The organism is Natrinema sp. CRL1 (assembly GCF_059162405.1).
This window is the reverse complement of sequence record NZ_JBLVOY010000005.1, coordinates 157,151-172,298: the sequence shown is the minus strand read 5'-3', so window position 1 is coordinate 172,298 and position 15,148 is coordinate 157,151. Positions and strand designations below refer to the sequence as shown.

8 protein-coding genes are annotated in these 15,148 nt (G+C 60.9%); 7 read left to right on the top strand and 1 reads right to left on the bottom strand.

The window, feature by feature from the left end; all coding sequences use genetic code 11:
- Window positions 1-480 precede the first annotated feature (480 nt).
- The 3 genes from ACJYUO_RS17470 (at window position 481) to ACJYUO_RS17460 (ending at window position 6,815) form a co-directional block, all read left to right on the top strand.
- Window positions 481-2,736, top strand: coding sequence for an NADP-dependent malic enzyme (locus ACJYUO_RS17470; RefSeq protein WP_494346616.1), 2,256 nt, complete (start codon window positions 481-483; stop codon window positions 2,734-2,736).
- A gap of 191 nt (window positions 2,737-2,927) precedes the next feature.
- Window positions 2,928-4,622, top strand: coding sequence for a thiamine pyrophosphate-binding protein (locus tag ACJYUO_RS17465; protein ID WP_494346615.1), 1,695 nt, complete (start codon window positions 2,928-2,930; stop codon window positions 4,620-4,622).
- Window positions 4,623-5,555: 933 nt separating this feature from the next.
- Window positions 5,556-6,815, top strand: coding sequence for an orc1/cdc6 family replication initiation protein (locus ACJYUO_RS17460; RefSeq protein WP_494346614.1), 1,260 nt, complete (start codon window positions 5,556-5,558; stop codon window positions 6,813-6,815).
- 689 nt (window positions 6,816-7,504) lie between these two features.
- Here ACJYUO_RS17460 and ACJYUO_RS17455 read toward each other — a convergent pair.
- Window positions 7,505-8,929 (bottom strand): orc1/cdc6 family replication initiation protein, encoded by a 1,425-nt coding sequence (locus ACJYUO_RS17455; protein ID WP_494346613.1) that lies wholly within the window; start codon window positions 8,927-8,929, stop codon window positions 7,505-7,507.
- A gap of 979 nt (window positions 8,930-9,908) precedes the next feature.
- Here ACJYUO_RS17455 and ACJYUO_RS17450 point away from each other — a divergent pair.
- From ACJYUO_RS17450 to ACJYUO_RS17435, 4 genes are all read left to right on the top strand, one after another.
- Entirely contained in the window at window positions 9,909-10,922 is a 1,014-nt protein-coding gene (locus tag ACJYUO_RS17450; protein ID WP_494346612.1) for a sister chromatid cohesion protein PDS5, read from the top strand.
- Between the two features lie 279 nt (window positions 10,923-11,201).
- The gene (locus tag ACJYUO_RS17445; RefSeq protein ID WP_494346611.1) at window positions 11,202-12,332 is read left to right on the top strand and encodes a FecCD family ABC transporter permease; all 1,131 of its coding nucleotides are present in this window, start codon (window positions 11,202-11,204) and stop codon (window positions 12,330-12,332) included.
- The gene (locus ACJYUO_RS17440; RefSeq protein WP_494346610.1) at window positions 12,333-13,253 is read left to right on the top strand and encodes an ABC transporter ATP-binding protein; all 921 of its coding nucleotides are present in this window, start codon (window positions 12,333-12,335) and stop codon (window positions 13,251-13,253) included.
- Window positions 13,250-15,139, top strand: a complete 1,890-nt coding sequence (locus tag ACJYUO_RS17435) for an ABC transporter ATP-binding protein (protein ID WP_494346609.1) — start codon at window positions 13,250-13,252, stop codon at window positions 15,137-15,139. Before ACJYUO_RS17440 ends, ACJYUO_RS17435 begins: the two co-directional genes overlap by 4 nt.
- Window positions 15,140-15,148 lie beyond the last annotated feature (9 nt).

The window sequence follows — 15,148 nt, the reverse complement described above, 5'->3', positions numbered from 1 at the left end:
ATAAATGTTGCAATGAGTGTCGGACTAAAGTCACGTCTCGACCCCGCAGTCTCCGATGGTCGAGTCACCGATTCGGTCGATGTGTTCGTTAATTTATCACTCGGGACTATGATCTCCCCGGAACCACGGTTCTCGTTATATCGACAGACAGTAGGCTTTCCCTCGACCAAAAAAGTGAGTGATTCGAATACGCTAATCGAAATTCGATCGAGAAGTCATTTATGCGAAGATCCGGGGACCTCCGCCGTAATCGTTGGCGAGCAGTCGGGCCAACCCAGCTGTAGTCTTGTTAGAATGAAACATATCTGTAGTGCCCAATAACTACACCAGCCACTTGATTTTTATATCCAGCTGAAGTGTTTAATCGGACAGTTCTTCAGAATTCGCTTGGCCATTTGCGACGCATTATCTCATATAGATGGGAACAATTGAGCGTAACCGTACACTTTTATCGGTACGCCGGAGACACTCGGGACGATAATGGACGAAGACGCGCTCGAGTATCACCGGACCGCCCCGCCGGGGAAAATAGAGATATCGACGACGAAACCGACGAACACGCAACGGGACCTGTCGCTCGCGTATTCGCCGGGTGTCGCCGCACCGTGTCGAGAAATCGATGCGGACGCGGGCGAGGCCTACCAGTACACGACGAAGGGGAACCTCGTCGGCGTCGTCTCGAACGGATCGGCCGTACTCGGCCTCGGCGACATCGGCGCACAGGCCTCGAAACCCGTCATGGAAGGCAAAGGCGTTCTCTTCAAGCGCTTCGCCGATATCGACGTCTTCGATATCGAACTCGATCTCGACGACCCGGACGCGTTCGTCAACTCGGTCGCCGCGATGGAACCGACCTTCGGCGGGATCAATCTGGAAGACATCGCGGCACCGGACTGTTTCACTATCGAGGAGCAACTCCGCGAGCGGCTGTCGATCCCGGTGTTCCACGACGACCAACACGGCACCGCGATTATCTCGGGTGCGGCGCTGCTCAACGCCGTCGAAATCTCCGGGAAGGACCTCGAAAACCTCGAGGTCACCTTCGCTGGTGCAGGCGCGGCAGCGCTCGCAACGGCCCGATTCTACGTCTCTCTCGGCGTCAAACGCGAGAACATCACGATATGCGATATCGACGGCATCTTGACGACCCAGCGGGCGGAATCCGGCGACCTCAACGAGTACAACCGGGAATTCGCTCGAGACCTCCCCGATGGAGACCTCGCGGACGCGATGGACGGTGCGGACGTGTTCGTCGGCCTCTCCGCCGGCGGCATCGTCAGTCAAGAGATGGTCCGCTCGATGGCTGCGGATCCGATCATCTTCGCGATGGCGAATCCGGACCCCGAAATCGACTACGAATCGGCCAAAGCGGCCCGCGACGATACGGTTATCATGGCCACCGGTCGCTCGGACTACCCGAATCAGGTCAACAACGTCCTCGGCTTCCCGTTTATTTTCCGGGGTGCACTCGACGTACGCGCCACCGAGATCAACGAGGAGATGAAGGTCGCGGCGGCGTCGGCGCTGGCCGATCTGGCCAAACAGGACGTTCCCGATTCAGTGGTCAAAGCCTACGGCGATCAGCCGCTGCAGTTCGGTCCCGATTACATCATTCCGAAGCCCCTCGACGCCCGCGTCCTCTTCGAAGTCGCGCCGGCGGTCGCACAGGCTGCGATCGACTCGGGTGCAGCCCGCGTCGACCTCGATATCGACGAGTACGTCGAGCGACTCGAGGCCCGACTCGGGAAGTCCCGCGAGATGATGCGCGTCGTCCTCAACAAGGCCAAGTCCGATCCCAAGCGGATCGCGCTGGCCGAGGGGACCGACGAGACGATCGTGCGAGCGGCATCCCAGATCATCGAGCGCGGGATCGCCGAACCGATCCTGATCGGCGACGAGGACGACATTCGGACCACGATCGCGAACCTCGGCCTCGAGTTCGAACCGGACGTGGTCGACCCCGAGAGCGGCGACTACGAGGGGTACGCCGACCACCTCTATGAACGCCGGAAGCGCAACGGCGTCACCCGCCGCGAGGCCGCGTCGATGATCCGCGACGACACCAACTACTTCGGCAGCGTCATGGTCGACCGCGGCGACGCCGACGCGTTGCTCACCGGCCTGACGAATCACTACCCGTCCGCGCTGCGGCCGCCGCTGCAGGTGGTCGGCACGGCTGACGACGCCGACTACGCAGCGGGCGTCTACATGCTCACGTTCAAGAACCGCGTGATCTTCGTCGCCGACGCGACCGTCAATCAAGCCCCCGACGAGGACGTCCTCGAGGAAGTCACCCGTCACACAGCCGAACTGGCTCGCCGGTTCGACGTCGAACCGCGTGCCGCGTTGCTCTCCTACTCGGACTTCGGCAGCGTCGACAACGAGGGGACGCGAAAGCCCCGAGAAGCGGCCCGTCGCCTCCGCGAAGATCCCGCTGTCGACTTCCCCGTCGACGGCGAGATGCAGGCCGACACCGCCGTCGTCGAGGAGATGCTGACCGGCACCTACGACTTTACCGACCTCGAGAAGCCGGCGAACGTGCTGGTCTTCCCGAACCTCGAGGCAGGTAACATCGGCTACAAGCTCCTCCAGCGACTGGGCGGCGCTGACGCCATCGGCCCGATGCTGGTCGGCATGGACGAGCCGGTCCACGTCCTCCAGCGGGGCGACGAGGTCAAAGACATCGTGAATCTCGCGGCCGTCGCGACCGTCGACGCACAGGACGACGAGTACTGAGCCGGCAGGTCGTTCGTCGACGGCTTCGACGGGTTCGGTTTCCTGTGTCCGCGATTTCCTGCCGGCCCTCCCCTGCCGTTCCCCCTCCAGTTGACCGTTTCGACGATGGCCGCTTTCGGACGGCGAGCGGGCAACCGAGAACGACCGACGGTATTTATTGCGCTGTGTCGCACCACACGAACTCGAAAGCGATGCTCCCAACAGATGACGGTCCAACGGCGCGACCCGGCAGTGAGAAGCTGTACGACGCCCTCGTCGACGCCGGGGTCGATATCCTCGTCGGGCTCCCCGGAACCCAGACGCTTCCGTTAGATCGTACCGTCGACCGGCGAGACGACATCAGATACGTGATGGCTCGACACGAGACCGCAATTCCGCACATCGCGTGGGGATACTACGAGTCCAGCGGCACTGTCACTGCGACGCTTACCGTCCCCGGTCCCGGCGACACAAACGCGATGCACGGGCTGAAAAACGCGCTCGACGACCGCGTCCCGCTGCTCCACGTCGCCGCCGACGCCGATCCGGCCGACCGCGGGAAGGGACCGATCCACGAAATCGAACCCGAAACGTACGACACCGTCGTCAAAGAAAACGTCTCGGTCGAGCGGCCGGTCGAGTTTCAACAGGCGATCCGGTCGGGGATCGAAACCGCACTCACACCCCCGCGCGGCCCGGTCCGACTCGGCGTTCCGAAATCACTTCTCGAGGCCGAGTTCCGCTCGCCGGCGGTAACGGTCGATCCACAGACGAGCCGGTTCGACGGCGACGCCGAGTACGAAGACGCAAAGCAACTGCTCGCCGACGCGGAGCGACCGGTCGTCTACCTCGGCGTCGGTGCCCGCCGATCGGGAGATCCGGACTCGATTCGGACCCTCATCGAGACGCTGAACGCGCCGGTCGTCGCGTCCTACAAAGGAAAGGGGGTCTTCCCCGAGGACGATCCGCGCTGGCTCGGCGTCACGGGCAGTCACCTCCCGTCGGGGGCAAAGAAGGCCCTCGAGGCCGCCGACGTCGTGCTCGCACTCGGGACTCGGTTCGACGGCGTGACGACCGCCGACTGGTCGTTACCGATGGGCGAGACACTCGTCCACGTGACCCTCGAGACGAGTCGCATCGATATCGCCTACGACGCCGATATCGCGATCGTTTCCGACATCGCCAGCGCGGTCGATCGATTACAGAAAGGGCTCCGTTCCGCGTCGCGTCCCGACGCCGCGTGGGACGGGGCGTCCATCGGCGACCGCGTTCGCTCGGAGTACGACGACAGGCTTCGTACCCACGGATTGCTCGAGGACGAGACGCCGATCGCGACGGCCGGCGCGCTTCGGACGCTTCGTGATGTCTTGCCGCGGGAGACCGTTGTGACGACCGATATCGGCGGCTTCCGGCTCTGGGCCAAGCAGACCTTCGAGACGTACGACCCCGAGACGTACGTTACTGCCGGATCGTGGGCGGGAATGGGCGTCGGACTGCCGGCTGCGATCGGCGCGAAACTCGCCGCGCCGGATCGGCCAGTCGTCGCGTTGACCGGCGACGGCGGGGCGATGATGTGCTTGCAGGAACTGCACACGGCGGCGGCGTACGACCTAGACGTAGTCACGATCCTCTTCAACAATCAGGACTACGGAATCATCAGTAAGTCTCCCGAAATCGATCAGTATGCGGAGGGACACCGGTTCGACTGGTCGTCCCCAGATTTCGCCGCCATTGCGGAGGGGTTTGGCTGTCGGGGCGAAACGGTAGGGACGCTCGCGGAACTCGAGAGCGCAGTCGATGCTGCACTGGCACGAGCCGACGGGCCGGAACTGATCGACGTTCGCGTCGATCCGGACGAGCCGACAGCCGCCGCCGTTTCTGAGTACGACTCGAGTGTGGAGTTCTGAACTCGAGGGGAACTGACCCGGTTTCGGCCTCAGTCCCCGCTTTCGGAGAAATTGAGGGGTAGAACGGAATCCAGGGAAAACGAGAAGTATCGAGTAGCATATTTGGTTAGGCTGACCAGTTAGGCTAACTTGTGAAGATAGTACAGTGACTCGGATTTGAGGCCCGCGGATGCGAGTGTCGACACTTGATGAGCAGTCCAGTGGAGTGAGGGATGTCGGGTCTGTCGACACCACACCACCATGTCCGTTGTTATGCTGACAATTCGACCGAAAACTGCGGACATGGTGGTGTGGTGTGGATTGAAGTAGCGGAACTCGAGAGGGGGTGGACGAAAATACGGACACCACGATGTCCGCTGTTCTGTGTGGCAGTTTGGGTGATCTTAGGGCTGGGGAGAGGAGAAACCCGGTGAGAGGGAGCGACAGTGTGCGCTGTTCCGAAAGGATAGAACGGATCAAGAGCAGCGGACACCGTGGTGTGGGAAAAATGCAGTCGGTGCCGTTGGTAGTCGGAAAGCACAGTTCGAGACGACCAGTTAATCGGGCAGGAGAGGAAGGAAAACGGGGTAAGAGACGGGAGTTGCGGCTACACTGCTGAGCTGATTCCGAGCGTCGACACACCCACCCCACCGTGTCCGCTGTTCTGCCGAACGAACGAGGGGTGCCCAATCTGGCCGCAAATATTTCAGATGTTTCTTAGTCTGAAATATTAACTACAGTTGCCATTTGGACTAGCTCTCAGTATATTATATTAAAGCTTCCCTAGTCTAGATACTCATCTCAGGCCACCCCCCACTCTCGTAGAACGATTACTGCGGACATAGTGGGGTGGGTGTGTTCCGCATTTTAATATAAGTGGAAAGAACTGCGGACACTCCGGACGTTGTGGTTTTATAAACCCTGCCGAGAGACACACTTCCAGAGACAGTTCGAATGAGCCTGTTCGAACGAGACACCGAAATATACAGAAATCGCGACGCGCTGCGGGAGGATTATCAACCGGCACAACTCGTCGGTCGTGACGAAGAAATCCAGATGTATCAGGCCGCGCTCCAGCCCGTGATCAACGGCGAACAGCCGAACAACGTTTTTCTCTACGGCAAGACCGGCGTCGGAAAGACCGCCGCGACCAGATATCTGCTCTCTCACCTCGAGGAAGACGCTAGCCAGTACGACGATATCGATCTCCGGCTCACGTTTCTCAACTGCGACGGTCTCACATCCTCATACCAGATCGCGACGCGTCTGGTCAACGAACTCCGAGACGAAACGAATCAGATCAGTACGACCGGCTACCCGCGAGCGACGGTCTACGAGATGCTTTGGGACGACCTCGATGACCTCGGCGGGACCAATCTCATCGTCCTCGACGAAGTCGATCACGTCGACGACGACTCGATCCTCTATCAGCTTCCACGAGCGCGTGCGAATAACAATCTTTCCGAAGCGAAAATCGGGATTATCGGTATCTCGAACGATTTCTCGTTTCGCGACGACCTCTCACCGAAGGTTAAAAGTTCGCTCTGTGAACAGGAAATTCATTTCCCCGCGTACGACGCGAGCGATCTACAGAAAATCCTCGAGCAGCGGGCGGCGGTCGCGTTTCACGACGATGTCTTGGACGATGCAGTGATTCCACTCTGTGCTGCCTACGGGGCGAAAGACGCCGGCGACGCCCGCCAGTCGATAGACCTCCTGATGAAAGCCGGCGATCTCGCTCGCGAGGAAGCCGAGACGACCACCGTCGCCGAAACCCACGTCGAGGCGGGTCGTCACGATCTGGAACGCGGTCGGATCGAAGAAGGCATCAGCGGGCTTACCCAGCACGGTCATCTCGTGTTGTACTCCCTGCTCACGCTGCATCTCCAAAACGAGACCCCGGTCCGTTCACGAGACGTCCGGCCCCGATACACCAATTTCGCACAGCGAGCCGGGCGGGACCCGCTCGTTCCGCGCCGGATGCGCGATCATCTGGCGGAACTCGCCATGCTCGGACTCGTCTCGGTCACCGAACGAAACGAGGGGCGGCGCGGGGGAACGTATCGCGAGTATACCCTTGATATGGACATCGAACTCATCCTTTCGGCACTCGACGAGGTCCTCGAGGATGTCGGTATTCACGACTCCATTCAGGAGCACCTCCTCGAGGAGGACGTGACCGACGAGAACACGTCACTCGCTCAATTTCAGTAATCCGGCTCCGTTGCGACACGACATCAGCGCATCGGGCTACTGGGGAACTCAACCCTCTAACCCCGGGTGGATTCGGTGAACATCAGGCCGATCGGTTAAACAGTGTCAAAAACCGCCGTTTCCACACCAGCATGTCCGGAGTAAAACCGGACTTGGGTTGGTTCTATCCGTAATTTTGCCAGTTCTACTGGAAATTACTTTTAGTAGCAAACCGACATCGTTTCTCTGCCCGCTTGCTTCCGACTCGATTTTCATCTGTCTGACTACAAGTCGATGTACTCTTCCGAAATAGCTCACCGCAGTACGGATACTAGATGTATATGACTGTGGATACGTTCGGGAGTAACACCACTTTGTCCGCCGTTCTTCTTTCATTTTTCTCGTAACAATTTCGGTCTGTCGCTGGAGCACGGAACACTTCGATAGAGGTGTGTCTGGTTCTCAGTTATTGAAAAAATCGGGAAGCCACGAAAGACCCCACGAATCGTTGGTAGCTGTAGTGTAAGCGCACAACCGAGGACAACAGCAAAATGCTGTTTTCGCGGTCTTCGGGCCATCTAAATGCATATTTCACATCGATAACGGTGTGTGGTGACGGGCCGGAATCGCGATCGCTCTCTCCGGGTTGGTCGACAGCAACGACGAACGCGGAGAAACACATCGATAGCGGGGTCTGTCGTGTCAGAATGTTAGGTTTCGTTTCGAACCTGTGCGGTGACGACGCTCGACACTTCGTCGACCGAAACCATCTCGAGGCGCGAATCTTCGCGCAGCGTTTCGAGGATTGTCTCGGGACGCTCACCGAACTGGAACTCGAGGAACATCCCCGAGCTCGGGCCGTGGCTCCGCCGTTCGAAGTCGACGAGCGAATACGTCGTCATCTCTTTCATCTTGTTGACGTAGGTTTCTTGGTGATACTGCTCGGCGTCGATCGCATCCGTGAGGAATTGGTACACGCGGTAGCCGGTCGTGCTGCGAGCGGATTCGTTGTCGGTCTCCGACGCGACGGCGGCCGTTGCGTAGAGACAGAGCTTCTTCTGCGTGCTGATACCGCGGACGACCTCGAGGACCCGGTTCTTCTCGACTTTGTCCTGGGCTTCGCGAACGTGTTCCTCGCGAACGCGCTCGTCGCCTTCTCGTTCCGCGAGCTCACCGGCGACTCGGACGAGATCGATCGCCTTCCGAGCGTCACCGTGGGTCTGAGCCGCGAAGGCCGCCGCCAACGGGATAACGTCCTCGTCGAGAACAGCCTCATAGAAGGCGTCTTGCCGGCGACGGAGAATCGACTGGAGCTGGGTTGCGTTGTAATCATCGAAGTGGACGTCTTCGGGGGTAAAGGAACTCAGGGCGCGGCTCCCCACGGACTCCATCATTTTCGTGTCGTTCGAAATCGCGACGACGGAGACGTGAGCAGTGAGGTCGTTGTTCGCGCCGGCTCGAGAGAGCTGGTAGAGCAGTCGGGAGAACGCGGGCTCCTGTTTGTCCCGTCGACCGACGAGCATATCGAGTTCGTCGAGGACGAACACCGCGGAATCGAAGTTTTCGTTGACGATCCGATAGAGTTCGTCCCACTTCTCTTTGGTCGCGACGCCGTGTTTTGGGACCTCTACCTCGACGGTCGCCTCATCTGCCGCGCGACTCGCGAGTTCGTAGACGGCGACGCCGAGGGTGTCGAGATCTTGGCAGTTGACCTCGATCGTTCCGAACCGAATATCCCGCGTCTCACAGATCGCGCTGATATTCTTACAGACGGCCTTCGTGATCAGCGATTTGCCGGTCCCGGAGGGGCCGTAGAGAAAGAGGTTGGGCGGTCGGTTGTCTCCCAGAGCGACGCGGAGCATCTTTGTGACTTCCTGTAGCTGTTCGTCCCGACCAACGATCCGGTCCTCGGAGACGATATGATTCGGGTCGAGAAGCGATCGATCGCGAATGAGCCCCTCCTGTTGGTCGAACTCGAGAAGCATGTCCTCGATCGACTGCGACTCGCCTTCTGTCGCCGAATCGGTCGAAGAGGTCGGCCCAGGGATCGGAGAATCAGACGAGGAGTCAGCCTGCTCCGTCGTGTCATCCTTCGATCTCCCCGCCTCGTCTCGAGGGTCCTCGAAGTCATCCATGCGGTGACCCATACGGGGGAGGGACAAAAGTGTTGTCCACCTCTATCGATGTGTATTTGTTCGATTGAGCGGACCGAATGTACTATTTCGACTTGGCAGAGGGAGGACACCGTCGAGAAGATGTTGACGGCCGACGATGTGTTCGAGCGTCGAATCCGTCGGGACAGACACCCCTCTATCGATGTGTTTCCTCTCACTCGAACGAGAGCGTCTTGATCCATCTGAATCGGCGTTCGATCGACGCGAGACCGATTCAGCACAGAGAAGTGCTGAAAAGGGGATCTATAGCTGTACTACCGCCCCATGTCTGCCAGCGGATACGACGGCCTCAAACCGACAAACTCCGTCCGGGTCGAAACACATCGAACACATCGATAGAGGGGTGTGTGAGTGTGTCGTCTAGAAAGCTAGAAGAAGAAAGAAGCAACCAGTCAGTGTAATCCCTGTAACTGACCCCTCGATAGATTTCCTCCCGTAATCCCTCGCGCTCTCACTCTTCTCGCGGTTTCCCGATCAGCAATCCCCCCTCCTGTTTGACGGGACAAACACATCGATAGAGGGGTGTCTGTGTTGTCGGCTACTCGCGCTGTCCGAAGTTCGAACTGTCGAAGACTGATCATCCCTCGAGTGTGCAGGATGCCGAGACACATCGATAGAGGGGTGTTCGATCGGGAACAGGGATATCGAACGCAGGTGATTCACGCCGAATCCGTCCGTCTCCTTCCTCGAGGTGCGAGTGATCTATTCGCACATACACTTCGATAGAGGGGTGCCCGGATCGGGGATCTACGGTTCGGGAACCTCATCGAACCGATGTCGTGGGACGGTGAGACGACGATTCACGTCTGGCGATCCACATTCGGCGGAATCGCGCCGATCCGCTCGTTGGACCAGTCACATTACTGCCCGCACCGACCAGACATCCAATGGATTTTATTGTTTGTCGGAATCGAATCTACCGATATACGCCGACGTAACTATGGACGATCCACCACAGCAGTCGTCTGTCGACCGGCTCGAGGACGCTCTCGACAGCGCCGCCTTCGAGGAGGCTGTCACGCAACTCGAGCGAGCCCAAACGCACGACATGGAGACGCGGAAAGCGGCGCTTCAAACGGTAACGCAGGTCGCCGAAACGCAGCCGGGCATACTCGAGCCGATCCTCGAGACGCTGACATCGTTTTTGACCGACGAGGAGCGATCGGTCCGTCTGACGACCGCGAAACTGTTCGTCGAAATCGCGGCGGCCGATCCGGACGGTGTCTCGTCGGTCGTTCCCCCGCTCGCAGCCCGATTAGCCGACGAGGACGAGTTCTATTACGTGCGCGCTCGATCGGCGGAGGCGCTGGGCTACGTCGCGTTGGAACACCCAGAGACAGTCGCCACGCCCGAGGTGCTGGCTGACCTGCGAATCGGACTGTCGTTCGACGAGCCCGAGGTCAGGGAAAAGCTCGCGAAAGCGCTCGAGTACGTCGCCTTAGGAGATCCGGATCGGCTCCGCCACCATGTCGAAACCCTGACCGAGTCGCTCGACGATCCCAACGAACTCGTCCGCTATCACCTCTGTACCGCGCTCGTCGTGATCGGTTGTACGAACCCCGATGCGCTATCCGAAAGCGTCGCTGCACTCTGTGAGCGACTGGACGACGAGAACCCTTACGTGCGCGGACGGGCAGTCGAAGCCCTCGGTGTGCTCGAGCAGTCGGACGTGGACGCGTCGATTCCGGACGTGACCGCGGCTGTCGACGACCCTGTGGGCGACGACGACCCCGAACAGTTTCTCGCCGCTCGAGTTCGGTTTGCGACCGGTGGAGACGACGACTCCGGAGACGCCGATCTCGAGACGATTGGGTCGATATCGGCTATTCGCGCTCGAACGGAGGAAATCGTCGCGGAGATCACTGCTCCGGACGGCGACGAGTGTCCGAACTGCGGACTTGCGCTTCCCGAAGCGAACGTTCCGATGTGCCCGCGCTGTGGCGTTCCGTACTGACTCGCCGACATGCCGGTGGGTGGTCTGTCTCGCCCGCCGGGTGGATTAGGCGGGCCTAAACCGGAACGGTTTTGTATTTTAGGCATACCTAAACCGGTATGGGTGGCAAAACCGGGGCGATCGAAACAGTCGTCCGTCGCGAACGTCGGACGGATAGCGTCGCAGTCAGTGACGGCGTGTCAGGTTCGCGGCGTGTGGAGCGAACCAGTGCCGAGCGGTCCGCCGGGCCGACCAGACGGGCAATTGCGGCTGGAATCGAACCGTCCGGTGTGGTCCGGTATGAGTAAGCGAAAGTCGACCGTCGGGCCGGACCGGACGGCTTCGTCGCGGGTAAACGAGACGCGGTTCGGGTGGCTCTTCGATCCGAACCTCATTACGGTGGTTTTCGGCAGTCTCGCTATCGTGTTCGCCGGCGGGCTCATCCAGGTAAGCTTCGGGGCGTATTCGATGACATTTGCTCAGGCATGGGCCGCAGTGTTCAATCCCAACGTCGTGTTCAATCCCCAGGCGTGGGACGCGTTCCTATTGGGCGAACGGATGCCGGAGATGAGCACTGAGAGCCTTATCGTCTGGAACATCCGCCTGCCGCGGGTGTTCGTCGCGGCTCTCGTCGGGATGAACCTCGGCGTCTCGGGAGCTATCTTTCAGGCGGTGACGCGGAACGAACTTGCGAGCCCGTTCATTCTCGGCGTCTCCTCCGGCGCAGGGCTCATGATCTTGCTGACGCTCGTCGTATTCGGGAGTCTGACCGCTTTCCTCCCGCTGATCGCCGCCCTCGGGGGTGCCGGCGCCTTTCTCATCGTCTACGTTATCGCGTGGAAGAACGGCACGTCACCGGTTCGACTGGTGCTCGCCGGCGTCATCGTCGGCACGGTCTTCGGCTCGCTGCAGACGGCGCTGTTTTTCTTCGCTGACGACATCGGTGTCGTCCAGTCGGCGATCGCGTGGACGACCGGGTCACTTACCGGGACCGACTGGGAGCAAGTCCGCCTCGTGCTTCCGTGGTCGTTCGTGGTCGTATTGCTCTCCGTCGCCGGCTCGAGGCAGATGAACGTCATGCTGTTGGGCGAGCAGACGGCGAAATCGCTGGGCATGTCGATCGAGAAGGTCCGCTTTGCACTCTCTGGGGTCGCGGTCCTCGCGGCGTCGGCCAGCATCGCCGTCGCCGGCATCGTCGGGTTCGTCGGGCTCATCGTCCCGCATATGGTGCGAAACCTCGTCGGGAGCGACTCGAAGAAGTTGATCGTCGGCTGTCTCTTCGTCGGGCCGGCGTTGATGGTCGGTGCCGACGTGGGGGCACGACTCGCGTTGAGCCCGACACAGATCCCCGTCGGCATCGTCACCGGGCTCCTCGGTGGGCCGTATTTCCTCTATCTCATGCGAAAACAGGAGAACATGGGTGAGATCTGAATGGCCCATCCCGCAACGGATCCGGGTCGGTCGTCCGAGTCGGGAGACGCAGCCGTCACCGACGCGGCGGCGAGTTCGCTTTCCGGTTCGGAGCTCGTGTTGCAGTACTCGAGTTCAGGCGACCCGATCATCGGGGGCGAATCCGTCTCGGCCGAACCGGGTGCGGTCACTGCACTCGTCGGCCCGAACGGGTCGGGGAAGAGTACGCTTTTGAAGGGGCTGGCCAACCAGCTCGCTCCCGAGGGCGGATCGGTACTGCTCGGCGGCGACGATGTCCAGTCAATGGGGACGAAGGCACTCGCCCGGAAGCTCGGCCTGCTTTCTCAAGAGAGCACGTCGCCGAGCAGTATCACCGTCGAAGACCTCGTCTACCACGGCCGCTATCCTCACCGCGGCTTTTTCGAGTCGATCTCCGACGCGGATCGGGAGGCGGTCGAGCGCGCGATCGACCTCGCGGGCTGTGGGCACCTCCGCGAGCGCGAGGTCGGGAGTCTCAGCGGCGGCCAGAAACAACTCGCGTGGATCGCGATGGTACTGGCACAGGACACCGACGTGCTCTTGCTCGACGAGCCGACGACGTTTCTCGATCTCCACCATCAGCTTGCGGTCCTCGATATCATCGAACGCCTGCGCGAGGACGGCGACATCACGGTCGTCGTCGTGCTCCACGACATCGAACAGGCGGCGCGGCTCGCCGACCGCATGATCGTTCTCGAGGACGGGGAGATACGGGCTCGAGGGGAGCCCGCAGCGGTCGTTACCGAATCGTTGCTCGAGGAGGTGTTCCGGATCGACGCCGACGTCGAACTAACCGAGCGCGGACCGCGGATCGATCCGCTCCGCGCCCGCAACGACGGTGCCGATCCGAATCGCGACGACGGGAAGGGCCGGCGGCGCGACGGCACGGGGGCAGCAGAGTGACCGAGCAGGAGCCGTTCGAGACGGAACTCGATGCCTACCGCGAGCGAGTTTCGCAGCCGTTGCTTCGACTGTTCCGAACGTACGGTCTCGGTGAGGCGCGCTGGCTCGCGCTCGGGTTGATCTCTAGCGTGATCGCCTACGGAACGGTCCTCGTGACGCCGCTGGTTCTCGGGACGACGATCGACGCGGTGTTCGGGACGGAACCGTACGCGCTTCCGCTCGTGCCCGGCGCGTGGCTGCCGACCGACCCGACTGCCCAGTTCTGGCTGTCCGCGACCGTCATCGGGGTCGCGCTGGCGGGCGGCGCGCTCCTCCAGTGGGTCCGGGGCGTAGCGATGAACTTCTTCGCCCACGGGGTGATGTACACGATTCGAACGGAGACCTACGAGAAGATGCAGCGGCTCGATATGACCTTCTTCGACAACAAGGAGACCGGCGAGGTCATGTCGATTCTGAATAACGATACCTCGAACCTCGAGGTGTTCTTCGATAACGCGCTGGGCGACAGCGTGCGGATCGGCGTCATCGTCGTCGGGATCACCGTCGCGTTACTGTACACGAACTGGCAACTTGCCCTGGTCACGCTCGGGGCCGTGCCGCTGCTGGTCGCGTTTACCTGGTGGTTCGTCAGGGTGATCGAGCCGCGGTACACCACCGTTCGCTCGACGATCGGCGATCTGAACACGCGCATCGAAAACGGTCTCAGCGGGATCGAGCTCGTCAAGACCGCCAGCACCGAGGAGTACGAGAACGGCCGCGTTCGCGACGTCTCACAGGACGTACTTGACGCGCAGATGGACGTCTTGAAGCTGAGTTACTTCTACCGGCCCGGGATGGAACTGATCACCGGTGTAGCGCTGCTCACGACGTTCGTCGTCGGCGGCCTGTGGGTGTTCTCCGGACCGCCGCTGTTCTTTTCGGGCGAACTCACGACCGGCGATTTCGTCGTCTTCATGCTGTTGACCCAGCGCCTGACGGGACCGATGGCGCAACTCTCGAGCATCGTGGACTGGTACGAGAACGCGAAGGCGTCGGGCAAGCGCATCTGCGGGTTGTTGGATGTGCCGGTCGGGATTCAGGACTCACCGAACGCGGCCGCCCTCGAGGCAGTCGATGGACGACTCGAGTACGACGACGTTCAGTTCAGTTACGAGGACGGAGACCCGATTCTCGCTGGGATCGACTTCGCCGTCGAACCGGGCGAGACGATCGCCCTCGTCGGATCGACCGGCGCGGGTAAGTCGACGGTCGCGAAACTGCTCTTGCGGCTGTACGACGTCGACGACGGCGCGATCCGCGTCGACGGCCACGACGTGGGTGACGTCCGGATTTCGGACCTGCGGGACGCGATCGGCTACGTGAGCCAGGACACCTTCCTCTTTGACGGCACCGTCGCCGAGAACATCCGCTACGGCCGCTTCGATGCGAGCGACGACGAGGTACGAGAGGCCGCCGATGCGGCGGAAGCTCACGAGTTCATCCGAGCGCTTTCGGACGGCTATCAGACGCGGGTCGGCGAGCGGGGCGTCAAACTCTCCGGCGGCCAGCGCCAGCGGATCGCGCTGGCCAGGGCGATCCTGCAGGATCCGGCGATCATCCTGTTAGATGAGGCGACCGCCAGCGTCGACACGGAGACGGAGTACCTCATCCAACGTTCGCTGGAGAGCCTGACCACCGATCGGACGACGCTGGTCATCGCCCACCGACTGTCGACGATCAAGGATGCGGACACGATCCTCGTTCTCGAGGACGGGCGGATCGTCGAGCACGGGACTCACGACGACTTGCTCGCAGCGGACGGGTTGTACGCGACGTTGTGGGGCGTCCAAGCCGGCGAAATCGATGCCGTTCCCGAATCGTTCCTCGAGACACCGCTCGAGAGGTAGTCGGCGACC